Annotated in this window: 24 protein-coding genes and 2 pseudogenes; 21 read left to right on the forward strand and 5 right to left on the reverse strand. The window is 73.2% G+C overall.

From position 1 onward, the window contains the following. Positions 1 to 28: 28 nt before the first annotated feature. Positions 29 to 285, reverse strand: a pseudogene (locus O7595_RS22615) (IS256 family transposase); the annotation flags it as partial. A 76-nt stretch (positions 286 to 361) separates the two neighbouring features. Then, positions 362 to 1,648 (reverse strand): MFS transporter, encoded by a 1,287-nt coding sequence (locus tag O7595_RS22620; protein ID WP_269730458.1) that lies wholly within the window; start codon positions 1,646 to 1,648, stop codon positions 362 to 364. Positions 1,649 to 1,994: 346 nt separating this feature from the next. Here O7595_RS22620 and O7595_RS22625 point away from each other — a divergent pair, with 346 nt between their 5' ends. The 10 genes from O7595_RS22625 (at position 1,995) to era (ending at position 11,287) form a co-directional block, all read left to right on the forward strand. Then, positions 1,995 to 3,101, forward strand: a complete 1,107-nt coding sequence (locus tag O7595_RS22625; protein ID WP_269730459.1) for a carbohydrate kinase family protein — start codon at positions 1,995 to 1,997, stop codon at positions 3,099 to 3,101. A 327-nt stretch (positions 3,102 to 3,428) separates the two neighbouring features. Continuing rightward, entirely contained in the window at positions 3,429 to 4,451 is a 1,023-nt protein-coding gene (locus O7595_RS22630; protein WP_269730460.1) for a PhoH family protein, read from the forward strand. 14 nt (positions 4,452 to 4,465) lie between these two features. Beyond that, positions 4,466 to 4,963: an rRNA maturation RNase YbeY gene (ybeY, locus tag O7595_RS22635; protein ID WP_269732583.1), complete on the forward strand. Its 498-nt coding sequence runs from the start codon at positions 4,466 to 4,468 to the stop codon at positions 4,961 to 4,963. Next, positions 4,960 to 6,228, forward strand: coding sequence for a hemolysin family protein (locus O7595_RS22640; RefSeq protein ID WP_269730461.1), 1,269 nt, complete (start codon positions 4,960 to 4,962; stop codon positions 6,226 to 6,228). The genes ybeY and O7595_RS22640 overlap by 4 nt, the downstream gene beginning before the upstream one ends. An 8-nt stretch (positions 6,229 to 6,236) precedes the next feature. Then, the gene (locus O7595_RS22645; RefSeq protein WP_269732584.1) at positions 6,237 to 6,590 is read left to right on the forward strand and encodes an MmcQ/YjbR family DNA-binding protein; all 354 of its coding nucleotides are present in this window, start codon (positions 6,237 to 6,239) and stop codon (positions 6,588 to 6,590) included. A gap of 95 nt (positions 6,591 to 6,685) precedes the next feature. Then, positions 6,686 to 7,039 carry a cytidine deaminase gene (locus O7595_RS22650; RefSeq protein ID WP_269730462.1) on the forward strand — a complete coding sequence of 118 codons (354 nt, stop codon included), beginning with the start codon at positions 6,686 to 6,688 and terminating at the stop codon, positions 7,037 to 7,039. Position 7,040: 1 nt separating this feature from the next. Next, positions 7,041 to 7,403 (forward strand): hypothetical protein, encoded by a 363-nt coding sequence (locus tag O7595_RS22655; protein WP_269730463.1) that lies wholly within the window; start codon positions 7,041 to 7,043, stop codon positions 7,401 to 7,403. A gap of 323 nt (positions 7,404 to 7,726) precedes the next feature. Then, on the forward strand, positions 7,727 to 9,064 hold the full coding sequence (locus tag O7595_RS22660; protein WP_269730464.1) for a beta-xylosidase: 1,338 nt from the start codon (positions 7,727 to 7,729) through the stop codon (positions 9,062 to 9,064). A gap of 61 nt (positions 9,065 to 9,125) precedes the next feature. Continuing rightward, the gene (locus tag O7595_RS22665; protein WP_269730465.1) at positions 9,126 to 10,109 is read left to right on the forward strand and encodes a DUF916 domain-containing protein; all 984 of its coding nucleotides are present in this window, start codon (positions 9,126 to 9,128) and stop codon (positions 10,107 to 10,109) included. A gap of 230 nt (positions 10,110 to 10,339) precedes the next feature. Then, positions 10,340 to 11,287, forward strand: coding sequence for a GTPase Era (gene era, locus O7595_RS22670; RefSeq protein ID WP_269730466.1), 948 nt, complete (start codon positions 10,340 to 10,342; stop codon positions 11,285 to 11,287). Positions 11,288 to 11,473: 186 nt separating this feature from the next. On the opposite strand, the gene O7595_RS22675 is transcribed toward era, so the two are convergent. Both O7595_RS22675 and O7595_RS22680 read right to left on the reverse strand, forming a co-directional pair. Beyond that, positions 11,474 to 11,740: a protealysin inhibitor emfourin gene (locus O7595_RS22675; protein ID WP_269730467.1), complete on the reverse strand. Its 267-nt coding sequence runs from the start codon at positions 11,738 to 11,740 to the stop codon at positions 11,474 to 11,476. Positions 11,741 to 11,765: 25 nt separating this feature from the next. Further along, positions 11,766 to 12,818, reverse strand: a complete 1,053-nt coding sequence (locus O7595_RS22680; RefSeq protein WP_269730468.1) for a M4 family metallopeptidase — start codon at positions 12,816 to 12,818, stop codon at positions 11,766 to 11,768. Between the two features lie 322 nt (positions 12,819 to 13,140). On the opposite strand from O7595_RS22680, the gene leuA reads away from it, so the two are divergent. The 11 genes and pseudogenes from leuA to O7595_RS22735 all read left to right on the forward strand — a co-directional run bounded on the left by leuA (position 13,141) and on the right by O7595_RS22735 (position 24,885). Further along, on the forward strand, positions 13,141 to 14,904 hold the full coding sequence (gene leuA / locus O7595_RS22685; RefSeq protein ID WP_269730469.1) for a 2-isopropylmalate synthase: 1,764 nt from the start codon (positions 13,141 to 13,143) through the stop codon (positions 14,902 to 14,904). 158 nt (positions 14,905 to 15,062) lie between these two features. Next, positions 15,063 to 15,782, forward strand: coding sequence for a TerB family tellurite resistance protein (locus O7595_RS22690; RefSeq protein WP_269730470.1), 720 nt, complete (start codon positions 15,063 to 15,065; stop codon positions 15,780 to 15,782). Positions 15,783 to 15,963: 181 nt separating this feature from the next. Further along, positions 15,964 to 16,217 (forward strand): annotated as a pseudogene (locus O7595_RS22695) (response regulator transcription factor); the annotation flags it as partial. 495 nt (positions 16,218 to 16,712) lie between these two features. Next, a complete protein-coding gene (gene bla / locus O7595_RS22700) occupies positions 16,713 to 17,675 on the forward strand; it encodes a class A beta-lactamase (RefSeq protein WP_269730471.1) in 963 nt (320 codons plus the stop codon). A gap of 83 nt (positions 17,676 to 17,758) precedes the next feature. Continuing rightward, entirely contained in the window at positions 17,759 to 20,098 is a 2,340-nt protein-coding gene (locus O7595_RS22705; protein ID WP_269730472.1) for a tetratricopeptide repeat protein, read from the forward strand. A 253-nt stretch (positions 20,099 to 20,351) separates the two neighbouring features. Continuing rightward, a complete protein-coding gene (locus O7595_RS22710; RefSeq protein ID WP_269730473.1) occupies positions 20,352 to 21,785 on the forward strand; it encodes a hypothetical protein in 1,434 nt (477 codons plus the stop codon). Between the two features lie 105 nt (positions 21,786 to 21,890). Beyond that, positions 21,891 to 22,112, forward strand: a complete 222-nt coding sequence (locus O7595_RS22715) for a hypothetical protein (RefSeq protein ID WP_269730474.1) — start codon at positions 21,891 to 21,893, stop codon at positions 22,110 to 22,112. Between the two features lie 203 nt (positions 22,113 to 22,315). Continuing rightward, entirely contained in the window at positions 22,316 to 22,690 is a 375-nt protein-coding gene (locus tag O7595_RS22720; RefSeq protein ID WP_269730475.1) for a hypothetical protein, read from the forward strand. Between the two features lie 147 nt (positions 22,691 to 22,837). Beyond that, complete coding sequence (locus tag O7595_RS22725) at positions 22,838 to 23,170, forward strand: ArsR/SmtB family transcription factor (RefSeq protein ID WP_269730476.1); 333 nt, start codon at positions 22,838 to 22,840, stop codon at positions 23,168 to 23,170. 102 nt (positions 23,171 to 23,272) lie between these two features. Next, the gene (gene recO / locus O7595_RS22730; protein ID WP_269730477.1) at positions 23,273 to 24,034 is read left to right on the forward strand and encodes a DNA repair protein RecO; all 762 of its coding nucleotides are present in this window, start codon (positions 23,273 to 23,275) and stop codon (positions 24,032 to 24,034) included. 11 nt (positions 24,035 to 24,045) lie between these two features. Next, entirely contained in the window at positions 24,046 to 24,885 is an 840-nt protein-coding gene (locus O7595_RS22735; protein WP_269730478.1) for an isoprenyl transferase, read from the forward strand. 207 nt (positions 24,886 to 25,092) lie between these two features. Here O7595_RS22735 and O7595_RS22740 read toward each other — a convergent pair whose 3' ends face one another. Continuing rightward, positions 25,093 to 25,503, reverse strand: a complete 411-nt coding sequence (locus tag O7595_RS22740) for a Fur family transcriptional regulator (protein ID WP_269730479.1) — start codon at positions 25,501 to 25,503, stop codon at positions 25,093 to 25,095. Positions 25,504 to 25,562 lie beyond the last annotated feature (59 nt).

Raw genomic sequence — 25,562 nt, forward strand, 5'->3', positions numbered from 1 at the left:
GCATGCCCTGCCGACCGGACGTCCGCCACCGTCGCACGCCCGCTGACCAGCCTGTCGCGTCGTGCTTGCGTAGCAGACGTGATCGGTGATCTCGCCCTCCAGGGCGGACTCCAGCACCCGCTTGGTCAGCTGCTGCAGCAGCCCGCCCTCCCCGGTCAGATGCAGCCCGTCGGATCGGGCACGGTCGACCAGCATCGCGATCAACTGCTCGTCCGACACCGCCCCCGCAGCCGACTCGACGGCTGGCTCCTCCACGGCCGAGTGCTCGGTGATGGTCTCGCTCATCAGGCGTCTCCTTGATCATCGGATCCGCCGTTGATTAGACACTCCCTAAGCACGGGGCACCTGGAGCCGGGGTACCTCAGGAGGCCAGGACCTTCGCCGTTCCGGCGGGGGCGATCTCGGGCCCCGGGACCGGGATCTCCGCCAGCACCGCGGGCGCCGCCGCGGTGCGGCGCCGGACCGCGGCGGGCACCGGCAGCGGCACCGGCACCAGGCGCCGGCCCGAGGTGTGCAGGGCGACCGCGGTCATCGGTACCGCCGCGACCAGCAGGGCCGCGCAGAGCACGAGTCCCATGCCCGGGTAGCCGGCGTGTGCCGACAGCAGGCTGCCGGCCGTCGGGCCGCACGCCACGCCCAGCGACGACGCGGAGCCGACGAGGACGGCCCACCGCCCGCGGGTGTCGAGCGAGGCGGCGAGGCCGATCAGGTACGAGAGAACCACCGGGTAGACGGTGTTCCACAGGATCTCGCCCACGGCGAAGGCCACCAGGCCGCGCGCGGACGAACTGACCACGACGCAGCAGGCGATGAGCGCGGTGCCCGCGCCGATCGGGACCGCCCGCCCGAACCGCGCGCCCACGGCCCCGGCGACGAGGACCCCGGTGAGACCCGCGCCCAGCGCCACGGCGAAGACCGCGCCGACGGTGACCTCGCTCAGGCCGGCCTGGGTGGTGCCTATCCGGCCGCTCACGCCCCACAGCGCGTTCTGCGCCATCGCCCAGCAGAGCACGGCCGCCGCGAGGACCGCCCCTGAGCGGCGGTGGGGGAGCGGGTTCCGGGAGGGGCGAGGGTCCGGCAGGCCCTGGACGCCCGGCACGCTCACCCGGGCGCCGGGGCTGTCCAGCCGGCGCGTCGCCGGCCATGCCGCGAGCGCCGCCAGCGCGAGCGCTGCGAACGGCAGGGCGTGGCCGCCGCCGAGCCGCGGGATCGTCAGGTACAGCGCGCCGGCGGCCGCCGACACCGAGAGCAGACCGAGCGCGGTCACCCGGTGGGGGTCGCGCTGGGCGGCGATGCCCGCCGCCGCGACCGCGGTCGCCGTGCCGGAACCGAGGCCGCCGACCGCGACGCCGGTGACGGCCACGGGCACCGCGGACGTCAGCGCGACCGCGCCGTAGCCCGTGAAGGCGAGGAGCAGTCCGGCGCGGGCGAGGCGGCGCGGCCCGAACCGCTCGACCCGCGACGCGAGCGCGAAGCCGGCGGCGGAGGACGCCAACAGCAGGACGGAGCCGACGAGTCCGGCCTGGGTGGGGGCGAGGCCGAGTCCGGCGGAGAGCCGGCCGACCACGGTGGGAAGGAGGTAGGAGGCGAGGTAGCCGACCGCGAAGACGGCGACGATCGGCCACACGGCGCGCAGGCGCGAGGACATGGGCGTTCCCGGGAACAAGGGGGTGAAGGCATGGGGATCCACCGCGCCCCTGGGGCGAGGAGGAGGGAGGAGCGCCCGGTGTCTTCCGCACGGGAACGCGCGCCAATTTGTATCAAGCGCTCCCGGCGGCGGAGAAGCCGAGAAGATGTGATGCGGGACACATTTGGTTTGCCTCGTGACCGGTCGGGTAGCAGAGCGCCTTTTCCTTGGTCGGGTTCGGTCCTGAGCCGGGCCCGACCCGGTCCCGGACCCGGTCCGCCGGCCCTGCGCCGCGGTCCGGATCAGGCACACTGGCCTGATTCGCACAGCTCTTTGCACCACACCGCACGGCAATCCGGGAGCCACCGTGATCACGACCGACGGAGAGCAGCAACACAGTGCGCACGTCGACCCGTTGGGTGCCCTGCGCTCCGGAGGGGACCCGGCGTGCGACGTGTTCCTCACCGGTACGGTCTTCCTCGACATCGTCTTCACCGGACTGGACACCGCGCCGGTGCGCGGCACCGAGACCTGGGCGCGCGGGATGGGCCAGAGCCCGGGAGGCGTCGCCAACATGGCGACGGCGCTGGCGCGGCTCGGCCTGCGCACCTCCCTCGCCGCGGCGTTCGGCGACGACTTCTACGGCGACTACTGCTGGGACGCCCTGGAGCAGGGAGAGGGCATCGACCTGTCCCTGTCGCGGACCGTGCCCGGCTGGCACTCCCCGGTGACGGTCTCCATGGCGTACGAGGGCGAGCGCACGATGGTCTCCCACGGGCACGAGGCCCCGCTGTCCGAGACCGCCCCCGCGGCGGCGCCCCGGGCGCGGGCCGCGGTGGCCTCCCTCGTCCCCGGCCGTGCCGAGCCCTGGATCGCGGAGGCGGCCGGGCAGGGCGCCCGGATCTTCGCCGACGTCGGCTGGGACGAGACCGGGCGCTGGGACCTGCGCGGCCTGCACGACCTGGGACTGTGCGAGGCGTTCCTGCCCAACGCCGAGGAGGCGATGCGCTACACGCGCACCGACTGCCCGCGCGCGGCCGCCCGGGTGCTGGCGGAGAAGGTGCCGCTCGCCGTCGTCACGCTCGGCGCGGACGGCGCGTACGCCGTGGACGGTGCCACGGGCGAGACGGCCGAGGTCCCGGCGATCGGCGTCGAGGCGCTGGACCCCACGGGGGCCGGTGACGTCTTCGTGGCGGGCTTCGTCACCGGAACCCTCGCCGGCTGGCCCCTCGCGGACCGTCTCGCCTTCGCCGGACTGACGGCCGCGCTGTCCGTCCAGGAGTTCGGCGGCTCGCTGTCCGCGCCCGGCTGGTCCGAGGTGGCGGCCTGGTGGCAGTACGTCCAGGGCTGCGAGGACCAGGACCCCGAGGCGCTCGGCCGCTACGCCTTCCTGGCCCGGCTCCTCCCCGCCCCCGACCGCCCCTGGCCGCTGCGCCGCGCGGTGCCCACGATCGGCTTCCGGCGTCCGGTCTGACACCCTGCCGCGCTCCCGGCCCGTGGCCCTCCCGGCCACCTCCCGAGCCCCACGCGAACAGCTCCCGCGCCGGCCCCGTGCGTCCCCCCGCCGTCGGCCCGCGCCCGCGGCCTTGCGGCCCCTCCCGTCACCCGTGCCGGGTGGCGTTCCCCGCCCCATCCGTCACGGTCCCGCCCCGAGATCCCGGGCGGGACCGTGCGGGGGTCTGCCGCGGTGCGGAAAAGCGCTTCGGGACCGTCCGCGCGGGGTCGTACGCTGGTAACCCAGAGGTTGTCGAGCAGCGAGAACCCTGCAACGGGAGGTATGCGCAGGCCAGAGTGCCGGCCCATGACTCAGACACCCACAGACCAGACCCTCGCGCCGGGGCAGGCACGAGCCCACTTCACCGTCCCCGCGAAGCACCCGATGGTGACCGTGCTCGGTTCTGGCGATTCCCTGCTGCGCGTGATCGAGCAGGCGTTCCCGACCGTGGACATCCATGTCCGCGGCAATGTGATCAGTGCCGTCGGCGAAGAGCGGCAAGTCGCACTGGTCCAGCGCCTTTTCGACGAGATGATGCTGGTGCTCCGCACCGGACAGCCGATGACGGAGGACGCCGTGGAACGCTCGATCGCCATGCTTCGCGAGGAAGGCGGGGGAGCGGCGGCCGAGACCCCTTCCGAGGTCCTCACCCAGAACATCCTGTCCAGCCGCGGCCGCACCATCCGCCCCAAGACGCTCAACCAGAAGCGCTACGTCGACGCCATCGACAAGCACACGGTCGTCTTCGGCATCGGCCCCGCCGGTACCGGCAAGACGTATCTGGCGATGGCCAAGGCGGTGCAGGCCCTGCAGTCCAAGCAGGTCAACCGGATCATCCTCACCCGGCCCGCGGTCGAGGCGGGCGAGCGCCTGGGCTTCCTGCCCGGCACGCTCTACGAGAAGATCGACCCCTACCTGCGGCCGCTGTACGACGCCCTGCACGACATGATCGACCCGGACTCGATCCCGCGCCTGATGGCCGCGGGCACGATCGAGGTGGCGCCGCTGGCGTACATGCGCGGCCGTACGCTCAACGACGCGTTCATCATCCTCGACGAGGCGCAGAACACGAATCCGGAACAGATGAAGATGTTCCTGACGCGTCTCGGCTTCGACTCGAAGATCGTGATCACCGGCGACGTCACCCAGGTCGACCTGCCCGGCGGGACCAAGAGCGGTCTGCGCCAGGTCCGGGAGATCCTGGACGGCGTCCCGGACGTGCACTTCTCCCTGCTGACATCGCAGGATGTCGTCCGGCACAAGCTCGTGGGCCGTATCGTCGACGCCTACGAGGAGTACGACAGCCGCAACGGCAGCAACGGGAAGTGAAACCGGTCAGCACCATGTCGATCGACGTCAACAACGAGTCCGGCACCGAGGTCGACGAGCAGGCGATCCTCGACGTCGCCCGCTACGCACTCGCGCGGATGCGCATCCACCCGCTCTCCGAGCTCTCGGTGATCGTCGTGGACGCCGAGGCCATGGAGCAGCTGCACATCCAGTGGATGGACCTGCCGGGCCCCACGGATGTCATGTCCTTTCCCATGGACGAGCTGCGTCCGCCCGTCAAGGACGACGAGGAGCCCCCGCAGGGGCTCCTCGGCGACATCGTGCTCTGCCCCGAGGTGGCGAAGAAGCAGGGCGAGGAAGCACCGACCCGGCACTCCATGGACGAGGAGCTCCAACTGCTCACCGTCCACGGGGTGCTGCACCTGCTCGGGTACGACCACGAGGAGGCCGACGAGCGCGCGGAGATGTTCGGTCTGCAGGCGGCGATCGTCGACGGCTGGAGGGCGGAGAAGGGTCTGACCGGTCCTTCCCCGGCGCCGACCGTCTCATGAGCGCCCAGCTCGTCATCGGCGCCGTCGCCCTCGTCGTCGTCGCCTGGCTCGCCGCCTGCGCCGAGGCCGGCATCGCCCGGGTCTCCGGCTTCCGCGCAGCCGAGGCGCTGCGCTCCGGGCGGCGCGGAGCCGACCGGCTGGTCCAGGTCGCGTCCGACCCGACGCGCTATCTCAACGTCGCCCTGCTCGTGCGGGTCGCCTGCGAGATGGCGGCCGGGGCGCTCGTCACCTACGCGTGTCTGCGGGAGTTCGCGGAGACCTGGCAGGCGCTGGCCGTCGCCATCGGCGTGATGGTCCTCGTCTCGTACGTCGCCGTCGGCGTCTCGCCGCGCACCATCGGCCGCCAGCACCCGCTCAACACGGCGACCGCCGCCGCGTACGTCCTGCTGCCGCTCGCCCGGATCATGGGCCCGATCCCGCAGCTGCTGATCCTCATCGGCAACGCGCTGACGCCGGGCAAGGGCTTCCGCAAGGGCCCGTTCGCCAGCGAGGCCGAGCTGCGGGCGATGGTCGACCTCGCCGAGCAGGAGTCGCTGATCGAGGCCGAGGAGCGCAGGATGGTGCACTCCGTCTTCGAGCTCGGCGACACCCTGGTGCGCGAGGTGATGGTCCCGCGGACGGATCTCGTCGCCATCGAGCGCTACAAGACCATCCGCCAGTCGCTCACCCTCGCGCTGCGCTCCGGCTTCTCCCGCATCCCCGTCACCGGGGAGAACGAGGACGACATCGTCGGGATCGTGTATCTGAAGGACCTGGTCCGCAAGACGCACATCAACCGGGAGGCGGAGGCCGAGCTGGTCTCCACCGCGATGCGCCCGGCCGCCTTCGTGCCCGACACCAAGAACGCGGGCGATCTGCTGCGCGAGATGCAGCAGGAGCGCAACCACGTCGCCGTCGTCATCGACGAGTACGGCGGCACGGCCGGGATCGTCACGATCGAGGACATCCTGGAGGAGATCGTCGGCGAGATCACCGACGAGTACGACCGGGAGCTGCCGCCCGTGCAGGAGCTCGGCGACTCGCGCTTCCGGGTAACCGCCCGGCTCGACATCGGCGACCTCGGTGAGCTGTTCGGCCTCGACGCCTACGACGACGAGGACGTGGAGACGGTCGGCGGGCTGCTGGCCAAGTCCCTCGGGCGGGTCCCGATCGCCGGCGCCAGCGCCCAGGTCGAGCTCCCGGACGGCCGCGCCCTGCGGCTGACCGCCGAGTCCCCCGCCGGCCGGCGGAACAAGATCGTCACCGTGCTCGTGGAGCCGGCGTGAGCGGCCCGCTGACGCCCCGCCGGTTGAAGGAGCTCTGCCTGGAGCAGAACGCCGCGGTGGAGGACTTCCCCTTCGGCCCCGAGGTCTCGGTCTTCAAGGTCGCCGGGAAGATGTTCGCCCTCTCCGACCTGGCGGCCACCCCGCTGAAGGTGTCGTTGAAGTGCGACCCGGACGAGGCCGTCCGGCTGCGCGCCGAGTTCCCGGCGATCGTCCCCGGCTACCACCTCAACAAGCGGCACTGGAACACCGTCACGGTGGGGGAGCTCCCGGCCCGTACGGTCCGGGAGCTCGTCGAGGACTCCTACGACCTCGTCGTCGGGGGCCTGCCGAAGGCGGAGCGGCTGCGCCTGGACCGGCCGTGAGCCCGTGCGCCCGCGCCGGGAACGGCGCCCCGCAGCCCGACAGTCCGCAGCCGGTGCCTGCCGGGCGGGCCCGTGCATCGAACTATGCTCGTCCCATGACCGACAGCTCCGGACTCGATCCCGAAGACCGCAAGATCATCACGCTGGCGCGCAGTGCCCGTGCGCGCAACGGGGTGCCCGAGGGCGCTGCGGTGCGGGACGAGACCGGACGGACGTACGTCGCGGGCACGGTGGCGCTCGAGTCGCTGCGGCTGAGCGCCCTTCGGACGGCCGTCGCCATGGCCGTGGCCAGCGGCGCCACCTCCCTGGAAGCCGCTGCGGTCGTCGCCGACACCGACACGGTCGCCGACGCCGACCGCGCCGCGGTCCGGGACCTGGGCGGGCCGGGCACACCGGTGCTGCTCGCCGGTCCCGACGGCATGCTCCGAGCGACCGTGACGGCGGGCTGACGTGTCCCGCACCTGGGGCCGGGTCGTCCTGGCGGTCGGTCTCGTCGGCGTCGTCATCAGCGGTGTCGACTGGGCCGTGTCGGGCCGAGTGGCCTGGTCCGACGCGTTCCCGCTGTTCCTCGCCGCGGCGGCGGGCGCCGAGTTGAGCACCGGGGCGCGCCGCCGCGCCCTGCGCACGGCCGCTGCGGTCGTCCTGCTGACCGTCGGCTTCGCCGTCGGCGTCCCCGCGGCGGCCGATCTGGTCTCGGGCGCACCGGTCGACTGGCTGGACCTGACCCTCGGCGTCCTCACCGTGCTCTACGCCGTGGTCGGCACGGTCGCCCTGCTCGCCCGGCGCCGCGCGAACGGCTCGGCGCCGGCCTGACGGCGGGCGGTCCGCGGCGGACCGTCCCCGAGCCGACATCCGCCCGCGCGCCGTCCCTGTTCGACCGCCTCCGGCCGCGCACCCGTCGGGCGGGCCGGGCGCCGTACCGGCCGGCCGCCCGGTGGGCCCGGGACCGACCCTGCGCGGCGAACGGGCCTACCTGCGAAAACGCCGATCTTGAGTGGGGAAACGCCCTCGATCTTGACACGATCTGATGGGTCATCAGTCGGCGCATTTCGATTCCATTGACTTCTCCTTCCCCCACCCCGTCAATGTCGGCCACCGAGTGAAGGCCGAGTGAAGCCGACTGAAGGGGGAAGCGCATGGCGTCCCTGCCATCCACACCACGAAGACGCCGCTGGGCGGCGCTACTGGGGGTGAGCGCGCTCGTGGCCACCGGCGGCGGGTTCCTCGCGCCCTCCGCCGCGGCCCGGGTCGAGGCGGCCCAGGCGGTCGACTTCCCGACCCACTGCGTACCACCGCCGATCTCCGGCATCCCGCCCATCGACGGCACGACCAGCGCCGAGATCACCGTCGACAACGCCGCACCCAAGGTGGGCGACACGGTCACCGTCACCTACACCGTCACCAAGCCCGCCGCCGGCAACCCCGTCGACCTGGCGCTGCCCGCCGACATCATGACCCCGACCGGCAAGGTGACGCTCGGGGGAGGACAGCCCGGCAGCGTCACCGTCGCCGGGCCGAAGAAGAACCCGCCCGTCCCCGGCAAGGCACCGTTCCCGGCGTTCTCCATGACCGGCACCTTCACGGTCACCGCGCCCGGCTCGATCACCCTCTCCCCGGGCGACTACAACATCCACACCAGCTACATCATGGAACTGGACACCCCCTGCACGGTGACGAACCCGCCCGCGCCCGTCTCGCGGACGATCGTCGCCACCGAACAGCCCGGCGCCAACGAACGGTCCGTCCAACTCGGCACGGCCTCCGGCAAGCCGGGGGACCAGGTGACCCTCACCGGTGCGAAGTTCACCCCCCTCGCGGACGTCACCGTCGCCGGCCGCGCCGGCGCGGCCGAGACCGCGGACAAGGTGACCGTGAAGGCGAGCGCGGCGGGCACGTTCACCGCCCGGCTCACGGTCGCCGACAAGGCCACCACCGGAATCGTCGCCTACGAGGGCACCGCCTGGAGCGACGACAAGGGCGCGGGCCCCGCGGCGTACACCGTCCTCGACGACACCCCCGTACCCGCGAACAGCCAGCAGCTCACCACGGCCGTCGCGGCCGGCACCCTGTCCATGACCCAGGCCGGTGACACCGTCCGGCTGACCTCCGTCGACTTCGGCAGGGGCGGCGCCGCCACCGGCGACCTCCACGCGGTGACCGTCAAGGACTTCCGCGGCGGCCCCGCGGGCTGGTCCCTGACCGGCAAGGTCACCGACTTCACCGGTCCCGGCGGGAAGATCGACGCCGGCCGGCTGAGCTGGATCCCGGTCTGCGCCACCAAGGCCGGCAGCCCCAGCACCTGCGCGGCGGGCTCCGCGGGCGCCGTCGGCACCGCCGGCGCCACCCTGGCGTCCGCCCCCGACGGGGCGCTCACCGGCGGCGAGTTCACCGCGGGCGCGAAGATGACGCTGGACGTACCGGCGTTCACCGCACCCGGCGCCTACTCCGGCGTGCTGACCCTCACCCTCACCTGACACCCACGGCGGGCCGGGCGCGCACCCGGTCGGCCCGCCCCGACCCGGGGGATCCGCGCCCGTGCGAAGACTGCCCGCACTCCTCCCGCCGCTGCCCGCGCCTCTCGCGACGCTCCTCGTTCCCCTCCTCGCGCTGGCGGCACTGCTGTGCGCCGTCCCGCCCGCGCACGCCGCCGACAACGGCGAGTGGTCCGTCGAGCCCACGGCCTCCGGCCCGGGCCGCCGACCGTACTTCTACCTCTCCGCCGACCCCGGCACGACGCTCACCGACAGCGTCACCGTGACCAACAAGACCGCCGCCCCGCTGACGTTCCTGCTGTACGGGGCGGACGCCTACAACACCGAACGAGACGGCGGCTTCGCCGTGCGCGCCCGCCAGGAGAGGCAGCGCGGCGTCGGTGCCTGGACGAGGCCGGACCGGACCCGGGTGACCGTCCCCGCCCGCACCGCCGTCACCGTCCCGTACACCCTCACGGTTCCCGAGGACGCGGAGCCCGGCGACCACCCCGGCGCGCTGGTCGCCCTCGACGAACGCGTCGCCGCCGGGACGGGGGAAGCGATGGCCGTCGGCATCCAGCGGGCGGTCGGCGCCCGCGTGTACCTGCGGGTGAACGGACCGGCCATGCCCGCGCTCTCCGTCGAGGACGTCCGCTATACGCCGGACAAACCCCTTGTGCCGGGCACCGGCGGCAGCAGCGCCCTGGTCTCGTACACCCTGCACAACCGCGGCAACGTCACCCTCGACCCGAAGGTCTCCCTCCGCGCCGAGGGTCTCTTCGGCCGCACCCTCCTCGCCCGGGACCTGGACGGCGTCCCCGGCGAACTGCTGCCACGGCAGCGGATCCGGCTCACCGCGAGCTGGGCCGGGGCCCCGCAGCTCGAGTGGGGCGAGGTGACCCTCACCGCGAGCGCACGCGACGCCCGCGGATCCGGAGCGGTGTCCTTCCTCGCCGTCCCCTGGCTGGTCGCGGCCGTCCTGTTCGCGGCCGGTGCCGGGGCGCTGGTGTGGCTCCGGGCACGACGCCGGACGGTACGCGGAGGCTGAGGCGCCGCCCGGCCGCCTACCGCCGGCCCCGGCCCCGGCACGTTCGTCCTGCCGGGGGCCCGGCGACGCCCCTCACGCGCGAGACGTTCTCACCGGCGGCGGCCGGCCCGGGCGGGTCCGCCACGGGGCCGCCACGCCGGGTCCCGGACGCGACGCGGCGCCGGGCGTCCGTGCCCGTCCCGGCGGCACGTGGTACGTGACCGCCCCGAGGATCGGGGAGAATGGCCCGCATGAGCGTTCACACCCCCCGGTCCGAGGCCCCGCACCGCGCCGGCTTCGCCTGCTTCGTCGGCCGCCCCAACGCGGGCAAGTCCACCCTCACGAACGCTCTGGTGGGCCAGAAGGTGGCCATCACCTCCAACCGGCCGCAGACCACCCGCCACACCGTCCGCGGCATCGTCCACCGCCCCGACCTGAACGCCCAGCTCGTGCTCGTGGACACCCCCGGCCTGCACAAGCCGCGCACCCTGCTCGGCGAGCGGCTCAACGACGTCGTACGCACCACCTGGGCCGAGGTCGACGTGATCGGCTTCTGCATCCCGGCCGACCAGAAGCTCGGCCCCGGCGACCGCTTCATCGCCAAGGAACTGGCCGGGATCAAGAAGACCCCCAAGGTCGCGATCGTGACCAAGACCGACCTGGTCGACTCCAAGACCCTGGCCGAGCAGCTCCTCGCCGTCGACCGCCTCGGCAGCGAGCTCGGCATCGAGTGGGCGGAGATCGTCCCGGTGTCGGCCGTCGGCGACAAGCAGGTCACCCTCCTCGGAGACCTCCTCGTCCCGCTGCTCCCGGAGAGCCCCCCGCTCTACCCGGAGGGCGACCTCACGGACGAGCCGGAGCAGGTCATGGTCGCCGAGCTGATCCGCGAGGCGGCGCTGGAAGGGGTACGGGACGAGCTGCCCCACTCGATCGCCGTCGTGGTCGAGGAGATGCTGCCGCGCGAGGGACGCCCGGCGGACCGACCGCTGCTCGACATCCACGCCAACGTCTACATCGAGCGCCCCAGCCAGAAGGGCATCATCATCGGCCCCAAGGGCAGCCGCCTGAAGGAGGTCGGCACCAAGTCCCGCAAGCACATCGAGGCGCTGCTCGGCACCCCCGTCTTCCTCGATCTGCACGTGAAGGTGGCCAAGGACTGGCAGCGGGACCCGAAGCAGCTGCGCAGGCTGGGTTTCTGACGGCTCCGGCCGACTCCGCCCCGCTTCCGGTCCCGGCGCCGGCCGTCGGCCCCGGCCGCCCACCGGCGCCGGCCGTCGTCCCGGTCGCACGGCGGCCCGAGCTCCGGCCGCCGGGAGCACGCGGGAACGGCCCGGCACCTGCCCCCGGGGTGCGGCGGGGCTCCTTCCCGGGCGCGGCCCGGGGCCTCAGGAGCCTTCCTTCAGCACCCGGGTGATCAGCTTCCGCTGGGCCTCGGTCAGCCTGGGGTCGGCGCAGTACACCGTGGTCCCGTCCACCGTGAGCTGGTACTGGAAGCCGTCCGGCACCCCCACCGGCGGGGTGTCCCGGCCGTCGCCCATCGCCTGCTCGGCCAGGGCCCGCCACTCCTGGGCGTCGGGCCGCCCGGCGGTGTCGACCTCGGAGACCCGCTCGATGCCGGCGAACCCGCCTGTGCGTCGTACGTGGATGCGCATGGTTCCTGTCTAGTACGGATCCCGGTCAGTTGGCAGGCACACCGACCCGGGACCACGCCTTCACCACGGCCTCGCGCTCCTCACCCCTGCCGTAGCGCGCGGTGGCGGCCTCGACCGTCTCCCGGGCGAACTCGGCGAACGACGCGTCGACCCGCAGCTTCCCCGAGGTCATCGCGTCGTACCAGATCTGCCCGGCCCGCTCCCACGCCTTGCCGCCCAGCTGGGTCGCGAGCAGGTAGAAGGCGTGGTTGGGGATGCCCGAGTTGATGTGGACGCCACCGTTGTCCCGGCCCGTGCGGACGTAGTCGGCCATCGTCGCAGGCTGGGGGTCCTTGCCGAGCACGTCGTCGTCGTACGCCGTGCCCGGCGCCTTCATCGACCGCAGCGCCACCCCGCTGACCCGCGGCGCGAGCAGCCCGGCACCGATGAGCCAGTCGGCCCGGTCCGCGCTCTGGTCGAGCGTGCGCTGCTTCACCAGGGAGCCGAAGACGTCCGAGACCGACTCGTTCAGCGCGCCGGGCTGGCCGAAGTAGGTGAAGTTCGCCGAGTACTGGGTGAAGCCGTGCGCCAGTTCGTGGGCGATGACGTCGACCGGACCGGTGAAGTCGAGGAAGATCTCGCCGTCGCCGTCGCCGAACACCATCTGCTCGCCGTTCCAGAAGGCGTTGCCGTACTTCTCGTCGTAGTGGACGGTCGCGTCGAGGGGCAGGCCCGCGCCGTCGATCGAGTCGTGCCCGTAGGCGTCAAGAAGCAGGTCGAACGTCGCTCCGAGGCCGGCGTAGGCGCGGTTGACGGTGGCGTCCTGGACGGGCTCGTCGCCCTCGGAGCGCACCTCCGTGCCGGGCAGCGCGGTCCCGTTCCCGGCGTCGTACAGGGTGCGCTGCGGGCCGGGGACGACCTCCCGGGACGGCGCCGGGGCGCCGGTGAGGGTGGTCAGCCGGCGACCCGTGCGGTGCGCGGCGTCCGCGACGAGGGTGCGGCGCGCCGCGGCGGCGACGGCCGGATCACCGGCACGCGCCAGCTTGTCGAGCAGATGCGGCGGCACGATGCCGCAGAAGACAGGCGTGAAGGAGTCCATGTCCGGCAATGTGGCACTGCGCCATCCGGCTGTCACTGGATGCGACGACGATTAGTGAAATGGAGTGATCTAACACATTTGCCCGTTACTGATCGGTCGTCCCGCATAATGAAACGGGACCGGCGCCCGCGCCGAAGCTCGGCTAGGCTCGTCCGCATCATGCGTTTCGGGCTGCTTCTTCTTAGCCGCCGCGGCGAGGGCCTGTAGTCGTAGGCCGACCCCCTCCCCGCGGAGTCTGGTGCTGCGTTGACAGTCGGCCTCCCCCACCGCCCCAGGGCGTGGGAGGACCCCCAGCCCGCAGGACCCCGAGGAGCCCGACGCAATGTCACAGTCGCAGTGGAACGGCCGCCCCACGCCGATCACCAACACCACGCACACCCAGAAGCCGTCCGGCATGCCGATCCACAAGTACGGCCGGTACGAGGCCGTCGACATCCCGGACCGCACCTGGCCCGAGAAGCGGATCACCAAGGCACCGCGCTGGCTGTCCACCGACCTCCGGGACGGCAACCAGGCGCTGATCGACCCGATGTCGCCGGCCCGCAAGCGTGAGATGTTCGACCTGCTGGTCCGCCTCGGCTACAAGGAGATCGAGGTCGGCTTCCCCTCGTCCGGCGAGACCGACTTCGCCTTCGTACGCTCGATCATCGAAGAGGGCGCGATCCCGGACGACGTGACGATCTCCGTCCTGACCCAGGCCCGCGAGGACCTGATCGAGCGCACCGTGGAGTCGATCGTCGGCGCCAGGCGGGCCACCGTCCACCTGTACAACGCGACGGCGCCGACGTTCCGCCGCGTCGTCTTCCGCGGCTCCAAGGACGACGTCAAGCAGATCGCCGTCGACGGCACCCGGCTGGTGATGGAGTACGCCGAGAAGCTGCTGGGCGACGAGACCGTCTTCGGCTACCAGTACAGCCCGGAGATCTTCACCGACACCGAACTGGACTTCGCCCTGGAGGTCTGCGAGGCGGTCTGCGACGTCTGGCAGCCCGGCCCCGGCCGCGAGATCATCCTGAACCTGCCCGCCACCGTGGAGCGTTCGACGCCCTCCACCCACGCGGACCGCTTCGAGTGGATGTCCCGCCACCTGACCCGCCGCGAGCACGTCTGCCTGTCCGTGCACCCGCACAACGACCGCGGCACCGCCGTGGCCGCCGCCGAGCTGGCGATCATGGCGGGCGCCGACCGCATCGAGGGCTGCCTGTTCGGCCAGGGCGAGCGCACCGGCAACGTCGACCTGGTCACCCTCGGCATGAACCTCTTCTCCCAGGGCGTCGACCCGCAGATCGACTTCTCGCAGATCGACGAGATCCGCCGCACCAGCGAGTACTGCAACCAGATGCAGATCCACCCGCGCCACCCCTACGCGGGCGACCTCGTCTACACCGCCTTCTCCGGCTCCCACCAGGACGCCATCAAGAAGGGCTTCGACGCCATGGAGGCCGACGCGGCCGCCCGGGGCGTGACGACCGACGACATCGAGTGGGCCGTCCCGTACCTGCCGATCGACCCGAAGGACGTGGGCCGCTCCTACGAGGCGGTCATCCGCGTCAACTCGCAGTCCGGCAAGGGCGGTATCGCCTACGTCCTGAAGAACGACCACAAGCTGGACCTGCCGCGCCGGATGCAGATCGAGTTCTCCCGCATCATTCAGGCCAAGACCGACGCCGAGGGCGGCGAGGTCACGCCGAAGGAGATCTGGTCCGTCTTCCAGGACGAGTACCTGCCCAACCCCGTCGACCCGTGGGGCCGCGTCCAGCTGCGTTCCGGCCAGTCCACCTCGGACACCGACGGCACCGACACCCTGACGGTGGAGGCGGTCGTGGACGGCGCCGACACCGTGCTGACCGGCAGCGGCAACGGCCCCATCTCCGCGTTCGTCGACGCGCTGAACGGGATCGGCGTCGACGCGCGCGTCCTGGACTACCAGGAGCACACGATGAGCGAGGGCGCGTCCGCGCAGGCCGCCTCCTACATCGAATGCGCCATCGACGGAAAGGTCCTGTGGGGCATCGGCATCGACGCCAACACCACCCGCGCCTCGCTGAAGGCGGTCGTGTCGGCCGTCAACCGCGCCTCCCGCTGACGCCCGCCGCCACCCGCGGCCACGGACCCCGCCCCGGCACAGGGGCGGGGTTCGGCCATGTCCGGGCGATGTGACGCCCGGGTACTGACGCGGCATCCGCGATGTGGCTAACATCACGTCAACGCGGCAATGTTGCCGAAGGGTCACGGAGGTGCGACGTGCTGCCAGCCCGCGGACAGAGCGGCCGAAAACCGCACATCCACGGTCATCGTGGTCTTGGTGTCTTCGGGGTGCGCACATCGTGGAGCACCGTCGGTGACGGCGAGTTCTTCTGCCCCGAATGCGGAGGCGACCGCAACTACCGCCGCCGTACCGGCCGCCGCCGCCTCACCGTCCTCGGCCTCCCCGTGCTCCCGCGCGGCCAGGCCGGACCGGTCGTCGAATGCGCCGCCTGCCACGGCCACTTCGGCACCGAGGCGCTGGACCACCCCACCACCGGCCGCTTCTCCGCGATGCTCCGCGACGGCGTGCACACCGTCGCACTCGCCGTCCTCGCCGCCGGCGGCACCTCCTCCCGCACGGTCCGCCGGACCGCGGTCGCCACCGTCCGCGCCGCCGGGATCAGCGACTGCACCGAGGACCAGCTGACGGCCATGGTGGAGGCACTCGCCGCCGACACCGGACGCTTCCTCACCGACGCCGGACCCTGCGGAGCCGCCCTCGCCATCGAACTCCACGAGGCGCTGGAACCGCTCACCCCGCATCTCGCCCCGGCCGGGCGTGAATCGATCCTGCTTCAGGGCGCCGGTATCGCCCTCGCCGACGGGCCCTACATCCCTGCGGAACGCGATGTGCTGACCACGGTCGGGAACGCGCTGCAACTGTGCGCCGACGACACGGCGCGCCTGCTCGCCGCGGCACGCACCCCGTCCCCGTAGGGGGAGCGGCAGGTCGGCCTCGCGCGGACGGCGCCGCGAGCCGCGGCCGCCCGGTGCGTGTCGCTCCCCGGGACGCCGCGCGACGCCGGAGCGCGGCCGGTGTGGGCGTCACACGCCGCGGCCCCGTGCCGCCACGCGCGGGCCCGCCGCAGTCCCCGTGCCCCTTCCGGCGGCGGGCGCGGACGGTCCTTCCGAGCGTGAGCGGCAGGTTCTCGCCCTCGCCGCACGTGGTCACGACAACACTGGGATCGCCGAGGCCCCGGGCCTCCGCTCACGGCGAAGACGCACGTCAGCCGGATCATGGGGAGGCTCCGCGCCCGGGACCGGGCCCAACTCGTCAGCGTCGCCCACGAGTCGGGCCCGTGGTGCCCTGCGGTTGACCCGCGCCGCCGGGCCCCGGAACCGATCGGGCCGTTCCGTCATCCTGAACAGTGATCGCCGTGGGCGGGAGGACCACCGGCGCGGCAGGCGGGACACCGCGGAGCGAGGGCGGACGGAGACGCCCGGGGCAGAGCCGGGGGACTCGACTCCGGAGGCACGGCGGCGACGGGCGGCGTGGGCCGGCAGGTCCGGCGGAGATCCGCGGGCACGGCGGACCCGGCAGCCGCGAACCACGGGCGGCGCACGCTCCCGCAGCCACGGACACGCACGCTCCCGCAGCCACGAGCAGCGCGGGTGCACGCGCGTGCAGCCACGGACGGCGCGGCGGCCCACTCCCGCGCCACGGACAGCCCCGGCACACACTCGTCCAAGCACGGACGGCGCGGGCACACGCTCGCGGAGACGGACAGCGCGGGCCCCGGCGCAGGCGGAGGCGTCGGACCCGCACGGACGCCGCGGACCGACGAACGCGCCGCGGCCGCACACGTACCGCGAAGGAGCCGCGGCCGCCAGAGGGCCGGGGCACCGCAGAGGAAGGGAAGCACGGCCTTGGAACCGTCACGAGCACACCGGACCCGTCGCACACTGCTGGCCGCCGCCACGGGGGCCGCACTGGCCGCGGGACTGCCGTCGAGCGCGGCGGCGACCCCGGCGCGGCACGGCGGCGAGCCGCCCGCCGGCGACGGCCCGCGCGGCGGCACACCCCGGCCGGACGGCGTCTCCCGCAGCCTGAGCGAGCTCGAGCGGACGCACACCGCCCGGCTCGGCGTCTTCGCCCGGAACATGAGGACGGGCCGGACCGTATCCCACCGCGCCGGCGAACTCTTCCCCATGTGCTCGGTGTTCAAGACCCTCGCCGTCGCGGCCGTCCTCAGGGACCTCGACCGCAAGGGCGAGTTCCTCGCCGAGCGCATCCGCTACACCCAGAAGGACACCGAGGAGTCGGGCTACGCCGTCGTCACCGGCCGGGAGGAGAACCTCGCCCACGGCATGACCGTGGCCGAGCTCTGCGACGCCGCCATCCGCCACAGCGACAACGCCGCGGCCAACCTCCTGCTGCGCGAACTCGGCGGCCCCACCGCCGTCACCCGCTTCTGCCGCTCCGTCGGCGACGGCGTCACCCGGCTCGACCGCTGGGAGCCCCACCTGAACTCGGCCGAGCCCTGGCGCGTCGAGGACACCACCGACCCGCGCCACATCGCACGGACCTACACCCGGCTCGTCCTCGGCGACGCGCTCTCCCGCCCGGACCGGCAGCGGCTCACCGGCTGGCTGTTGAACAACACCACCAGCACGGAACGCTTCCGCGCCGGACTTCCCCACGACTGGACCCTCGCGGACAAGACCGGCGGCGGTGCGTACGGCACCAACAACGACGTCGGCGTCGCCTGGACCCCCGACGGCACCCCCGTCGTCCTGGCCGTCCTGACGACCCGGCAGCACCCCGACGACGCCGTGGACAACCGGCTCGTCGCCCGGACCGCCGAACTGCTCGCCGACGCGCTCGGCTGAGCCCCCCGGGGCGGCGTACCCTCGCAGCCCCTCCCGAAATCCCCTTCCCGATCGGGCGCATCGGCGGCGGAGAGGGCCAGAATGTGACGAACGCGTACGGCGCGGGCACGGACCAGGGCGCCGGACAGGACGGGACGGGAAACCGGGACCGGGACGGGGGGACCGTGCTGCGCACTCATGCGACGGCCGTGCTGGTCACGGGCTCGGCACTGCTGGCTGTGCCGCTCGCCCTCGCCCTGCACACCGCGGCCTGCGGCACCCTCCCCCCGGTCCTCGCCCCACTCGTCCCGTACGCCCCGCTCCTCTGGCCGCTCGCCGCCGCCGTGGCGGCGGGCGCCGCGTACACCGCCGTCCGCTGCGCGCGCACCGGGCGAAGCCCCGCCGTAGCGCCGCCCGCGGCCCCCGCCCCCGTCCCGCCGGACCCGGCGGAACTGCCCGCCGCGGCCGACCACTTCACCGGACGTGCCGTCGAGACGGACACGGTGCTGCGCATGGTCCGCGTCGGCCACCGGGCCATCGCCGTGACCGGCGCGCCCGGCTCCGGCAAGTCCGCGCTCGCCGTCCGGCTCGCCCACGAACTGCGGCCGCTCTTCCCCGACGGACGGCTGTACGCCGACCTCGGAGGCGGCCGCGGCGAACCGCCCGCCCCCTCCGCGGTACTGGCCGGGCTGCTCGCCGCCCTCGGTGCCCCGGCCGAGGAACGGTCGGGCACGGGCGCCGCCCTGGCCGCCCGCTTCCGCGGCCGCACCGCGGGCCGGCGGATCCTGCTGCTCCTCGACGACGCGGCGGACGCCGCGCAGGCCCGCGCGCTGCTGCCGGCCGGCGCGCACTGCCTGACCCTGATCACCAGCCGCGACACGCTCCGGGACCTGCCCGAGGCCGCGCCCGTCGCGCTCGGCCCGCTCACCGAACCCGACGCCCTCGCCCTCCTCTCAGCCGTCGCCGGGCCCGGGCGCACCACGGCCGAGACCGACCACGCGCGGTCCGCCGTCCACGCCTGCGGACTGCTGCCGCTCGCCGTCCGTATCGCGGCCGGCGGGCAGCGCTCCCGTCCCACCGGGCAGATACCGGTCCTCGCGGGCCGTCTCGCCGCCGAGCGCGACCGTCTCCACCATCTGCGCATGGACGACCTCGCGGTCCGCGCGGCCTTCGAAGCCGCGTACGCCGCACTCGGCGCCGACGACCGTGCGCTGCTGCGCGTCCTCGGCGCCTGCCCCGCGGCCCGGGTGACCGTACGGATCGCCGCCGCGGCGGCGGCCGACGACCCCGCAGGTGCCCGAAGCGGCCTCGACCGGCTCGCCGACGCCCAACTCGCCCGGCCCGCAGGTCCCGACGCCTACGGGCTGCACGACCTGGTCCGTCTGCTCGCCGCCGAACGCCTCGACCACGAGACGGCACCCGCCGACCGCCGCGCGGTCCTCGAACGGATCCTCACCGCCTACACCGAGGACGCCTCCGCCCACGGCGGCGGGGCGTGGGGTGCCCCGGAACAGCACGCCGTCCCCCATCTCGTCCGCACCGCCGTACGCGAGGGACTGCACGCCCACGCCCACGCTCTCGCCCTCGCCGCCGATCCCTGGCTGGCGGGGCGGCCCGGGCAGTCCCCGCGCGTCGCCATGTGGGCCGCCGTCCTCGACGCGGCACGCCGCTCCGGCGAACAGGGCTGGACGGCGCACGCCATGCGGGGCCTCGGCTCCGCGTACGCGCACGAAGGGCAGCTCGACCGGGCCGTGGACCATCTGGGCATGGCGGCCACCCTCCAGCGGCATGCCGCCGTCCGCGCCGAACACATCACCACCCGAAGGCTGCTGGGCACCGTCCTGCGGGGCGCCGGCCGGTACGAGGAGGCCCTGCGGGAGCTGAGCACCGCCCTGGAGGGCTGCCGGGCGGCGAACGACACCGTGGGCGAGGCGGAGGTCCTGCACGGCCTCGGCGTCCTCCACCTGGACCGGCGCCGTCCCGACGAGGCGATCGACTGCCTGGAGCGCGCGCTGCCCGTGCTCGCCCGGCACACCGGTGACACGGCCGGCCCCGCCGACGTCCGGCGCCATCTCGGCACGGCCTACGCCCAGGCCGGCGGTTTCGTGCCCGCCGAGCGCCATCTGCGCGCCGCCCTCGCCCTCTACCGCCGCTACGGCCTCCCGGCGGGGGAGGGCTGGACCCTGTGCGAGCTGGGGCGTCTGGAGGAGCGGCGCGGCTCCTACGGCGAGGGCGCGGAGCTGCACCGCGCAGCGCTGGCCGCCTTCGAAGCCGCGGGCCTCGGCGCGGGGGTGGCGGCGGCCGCGGAGGCGGTGGGCGACAACCTTCTGGTGCAGGGCGACCAGTTGGGCGCGGACGAGCAGTACCGCAGGGCCGCGGCCGTCCACCGGCTGCTGGGTGACCACGTCCGCGAGGCCGAGGTCCGCCGCAAACTCGGCAGCTGAGCACGGTTGTCGAGGCCCTGCGCGGAGACCGCATCGGCAGCGACGGGGACGCGGGCCCGGTGGGCGAGGCGCCTCGCCCACCGGGCCCGCGTGCCTTGTCCAAGGTCAAAGGCCCTTCACCGTAAGGGTGTTGGGTGCACCGGGATTGTGCGGGCGGCATGTGTGCATGCCATGATTCCTCCGCTGTTACTCGCCGGTAAGTGCGGGTCGCGGCAACCACCCCCCTCACGTTCCCCCGCCGGAGGACACCCCCGTGCGCCACTCCACCAGGAGACTCCTGGTCCCCACGCTGACCGCCCTCGCGCTCGCCGCGAGCGGATGCTCGGCCGCCCCCGACAGCTCCGACCTGCCCGGGACCGGGCCCACCCCCGCCGCGACCGCCGCGGCGGCGGACGGAACCGAACAACTCGACGTCGAAGCCGCCCCCCGCGGCGAGGCCGCCCCGACCGCCGTCGCCCGCCGCACCACCAAGGGCACCACCGCCGCCGCCGAGAGCGCGCTCAAGGTCGCCGCCTACGACAAACGCACCCGGCGCGCCGTCATAGCCGCCCCGCCCGCCGAACCGAACCCGCCCGGCTCCGGCAGCACGACGGCCCCGACCACCGGCCCCACCGCGGACACCCCCGTCAAGACCGGCGACGTCATCGCCAGCGCCCCCGCCCCCGGCGCCCCCGACGGCCTCCTCGCCGAGGTCACCGAGGTCCTCGGCACCACCGACCGGGGCACCGAGGTCCGCACCGCACCCACCACCCTCAGCACCCTCCTCGCCGACGACAAGGCCGACGGGCAGGTCCCCGTCGACCCCTCCACCGTCGACGTCGAACCCCTCGTCGAGGGCGTCAAGGTCTCCTGGGCCCGCACCGGAGGCGCCACCTTCGGCCCCAGCGGCAGCAAGCTGCCCCTCGGCAGCCTGCGCCTCGACGTCGGCGCGGCCCTGGCCACCGCGGACGACTCCCCCGTCTCCGCCGCCGCCTCCCTCTCCGGCTTCGTGCAGCTCTCCCCGCAGGTCGAGTTCTCCTACGACGGCAGCGCCAACGGCCAGGCCGGACGCCCCGCGCCCGGCTCCGCGTTCCTCGGCATGACCGGCGACTGGACCGCCCAGTGGGCCCTCAAGGGCCGCGCCTCGGCCAAGGCCACCCAGCGGATCCCGTTCGCCAAGCTCCACGCCGACCCCGTGATCCAGGTCGGCCCCGTCCCCGTCGTCGTCAACCTCGACCTCACCTGCTACCTCCAGGTCGAGGCCGACGGCCGCATCACCCTCGACGTGCAGCAGGACGTACGCGGCGACTTCCGCGTCGGGGGCGCCTACGCCCCCGGGGACGGCTGGACCCCGGTCAGCGCCTCCGACGTCAAGAGCACCCCGGTCCGCACCACCGTCACCGCCGCCGGCCAGGCCAGGGCGACCCTCGGCGCCGAGGCGTCCGTCGGTCTGTACGGCATGGTCGGCCTCACCGCCGACTTCGCCCCCTATCTGCGCGCCGAGGCCCGGGCCCGTGCCGACGCCTCGACGGACGGCACCGCGTCGGTCGCCGGCACATGGGCGCTCCACGGCGGTTTCGGCCTGAGCGGGCACCTCCAGCTCCAGCTGGCGGTCTTCGGCACGCCGATCCTCCGGCACCGGATCCCGCTGGGCAGCCTCCACCGCGAATGGCCCCTCGCGAGCGGCAAGGGCGCCCTCGCGGCCTGATCCGCGCCGGATCCACGGTCCCGGGCCGTCGGGCCCGGGACCGAACCGCCCTCCGCCCCGAACGCCTCCGAGTGCGGCGGTCCGCCTGGCGGAGGAGGCCGGTCGATGACGTCACCGCCGCCCGTGGGGGCGTACGTCGTCGACACGAGCACCGGCCGCGTCGGGCGAATCCCCGGCCCCACGGGACCGCTCGTCCGCCTCGGGCCGGTCGGCGGCGGACGAGAACGGGCCTGCGCCCCCGACGACCTGCGCATCGCCACCGCCGCGGAACGCCTCAGCGCCGCGACCGCCTCCGCGAACGCCCGCAGCCGCGGCGAGGTGCCGTAGCCCGCGCGCCCGGACGCCCGCAGGCCGTGCGCATCTCACGGACAAGGGTCCGTTTCCGGCCTGCTGTTGGCATATTCCGCCGTTCATCCTCCACGCCCACTTCACGGTGGGTAGCCTCCTCGTCACATGTCGGCCGTGCGATCAGTCCGTTCGCACCGGGGCCGGCACCCGACAGCACGCACTGATGAGGAGTGAGCGCAGCGATGGCCAATGTGGAGACCTCCCTGAAAGAGTCCATGACGTCGATAGAGGGGGCGCTGGGGGTGGCGCTCGTGGACTACACCAGCGGGATGGCTCTGGGCACCCTGGGCGGCGGCAAGGACCTCGACCTGGCGGTGGCGGCGGCCGGCAACACGGACGTGATCCGCGCCAAGACCCGCACCATGGAGCACCTCGGGCTCACCGACGACATCGACGACATCCTGATCACCCTCGGCACCCAGTACCACCTGATCCGGCTGCTCAAGGGCCGCGGAGGCAACGGCCTCTTCCTCTACCTCGTCCTCGACAAGGGCAACGCCAACCTGGCCATGGCCCGCCACCAGCTGCGGCGCATCGAGGTGGATCTCGAGCTGTAGTGCCGTGACGGTCCCCTCGTCCCCGGCTGCCCACGAATTGAAAATTTCTTCAATTCGCCAGATCCCGATGGGATCAACCCTCTGGGAGGCGGGCAGCCGGAGACGGGAGGATCGGCCCGTAGTCGTCGAGTCACCGGGAGCGATCTCATGCAGGTACCGCTGTACCAGGCCAAGGCGGAGTTCTTCCGCATGCTCGGGCACCCCGTCCGCATCCGGGTGCTGGAGCTCCTGCAGACCGGTCCGGTACCGGTGCGCGACCTGCTCACCGCGATCGAGATCGAACCGTCCAACCTCTCCCAGCAACTGGCCGTGCTGCGCCGCTCCGGCATCGTCGTGTCGATACGCGACGGCTCCACCGTCAGCTACGCCCTCGCCGGCGGCGACGTCGCGGAACTGCTCCGCGCCGCCCGCCGCATCCTCACCGAACTCCTCGTCGGACAGAACGAACTCCTCGAGGAACTCCGCCAGGCCGACGTGTGAGCGGCCCGGGGCGGCCCCCGGGACCGGCCCCCGACACAGCCCCCGGGGCGGACCCACCGAACCCGACCCGGAGCCGCCCGGCCGGTACGAGAGAATGGCCCCATGACCCTGTTCCGCGACGACGGCATCGTGCTGCGCACCCAGAAGCTGGGTGAAGCGGACCGCATCATCACGATCCTCACCCGCGGACACGGGCGGGTCCGGGCCGTCGCCCGCGGAGTGCGCCGCACCAAATCGAAGTTCGGCGCCCGCCTCGAACCGTTCTCGCACGTCGACGTGCAGTTCTTCGCCCGCGGCGGCGACCTCGTCGGCCGCGGCCTTCCGCTGTGCACCCAGAGCGAGACGATCGCCCCCTACGGCAGCGGCATCGTCACCGACTACGCCCGCTACACCTCCGGCACCGCCATGCTGGAGACCGCGGAACGGTTCACCGACCACGAGGGCGAACCGTCCGTCCAGCAGTACCTGCTGCTCGTCGGCGGACTCCGCACCCTCGCCCGCGGCGAGCACCCGCCGCACCTCGTCCTCGACGCGTTCCTGCTGCGCTCCCTCGCCGTCAACGGCTACGCGCCGTCGTTCTCCGACTGCGCCAAATGCGGCCTGCCCGGGCCGAACCGGTTCTTCTCCGTCGCCGCCGGCGGGGTCATCTGCGCCGACTGCCGTGTCCCCGGCAGCGTCGTACCCTCTGCTGAGGCGATCGGCCTGCTCAGCGCGCTGCTGACCGGAGACTGGGACACGGCACGGGCGTGCGAGGAACGCCACGTCAGGGAGGGCAGCGGACTGGTGTCCGCCTATCTGCACTGGCACCTGGAGCGCGGCCTGCGCTCGCTGCGGTACGTAGAGAAGCACGTCGAGAAGAAGTGAGTGTGACCCCCATGGCACGACGCGGAATCCTGGGACGTTCCCGCCGCGAGTACAAGGTCCCCGAGCCGCACCCGTCCGGAGCCCAACCGCCGAGGATCCCCGGCGAGCTCGTGCCGAACCACGTCGCTGTCGTCATGGACGGCAACGGGCGCTGGGCCAAGGAACGCGGACTGCCCCGCACCGAGGGACACAAGGTCGGCGAGGGCGTCGTCCTCGACGTGCTCAAGGGCTGCCTGGAGATGGGCGTCAAGAACCTCTCCCTGTACGCCTTCTCCACCGAGAACTGGAAGCGCTCCCCGGAGGAGGTGCGCTTCCTGATGAACTTCAACCGGGACGTGATCCGCCGCCGCCGCGACGAAATGGACGAACTCGGCATCCGCATCCGCTGGGTCGGCCGGATGCCCAAGATGTGGAAGTCCGTCGTCCAGGAACTCCAGGTCGCCCAGGAACAGACCAAGGGCAACGACGCCATGACGCTGTACTTCTGCGTCAACTACGGCGGGCGCGCCGAGATCGCCGACGCCGCGAAGCAGATCGCCGAGGACGTCGCCGCCGGCCGGCTCGACCCCGCCAAGGTCAACGAAAAGACGTTCCAGAAGTACCTGTACTACCCGGACATGCCGGACGTCGACCTCTTCCTGCGCCCCAGCGGCGAGCAGCGCACCTCCAACTACCTCATCTGGCAGAGCAGTTACGCCGAGATGGTCTTCCAGGACGTGCTCTGGCCCGACTTCGACCGCCGCGACCTGTGGCGAGCCTGCCTGGAGTACGCCCAGCGCGACCGCCGCTTCGGCGGCGCCGTCCCGAACGAGGAACTCGCCCGCATCGAGAAGGAACTCGACAAGACGTAGCCCGCCCACACCGCACGCGGAAACACGACCACAGCCGCACGAGAGCGGCCGTACCGCTGTGCTCGTACGGCGCCTCGGCAACCACGACGAGGAAGAGCCGCACGCGGCGGCCACGGCAGAAGGGCCCGCACCGGCAGCAGCCGGTGCGAGCCCTCCACCCACCCCGCCGCGCCCCGCGGTCACGGGTGCGCGAACGGGATCACGGGATCACTTCTTCGCGCACTCCACGCACGTACCGAAGATCTCCACCGTGTGCGCCACGTTCACATAGCCGTGCTGCGCCGCGATCGTCTCCGCCCACTGCTCCACAGCCGGGCCCTCGACCTCGACCGCCTTGCCGCACACCCGGCACACCAGATGATGGTGGTGCTCACCCGACTCACAACGCCGGTACACCGCCTCGCCGTCGCTCGTGCGCAGCACATCGACCTCGCCGGCATCGGCGAGCGACTGCAGCGTCCGGTAGACCGTCGTCAGGCCGACCGAATCGCCGCGGTGCTTGAGCATGTCGTGCAGCTCCTGCGCACTGCGGAACTCGTCCACCTCGTCCAGCGCCGCCGCCACCGCGGCCCGCTGGCGGGTCGACCGGCCGCGCACGGGGGGTCCAGCCGTCGCCACAGGTACCTCCTTACGTTCCGCCGCTCCTCGACGGCCATTCTGCCAGGCCCGCCACGGGC

It is taken from the genome of Streptomyces sp. WMMC940 (genome assembly GCF_027460265.1).
Lineage (GTDB): Bacteria > Actinomycetota > Actinomycetes > Streptomycetales > Streptomycetaceae > Streptomyces.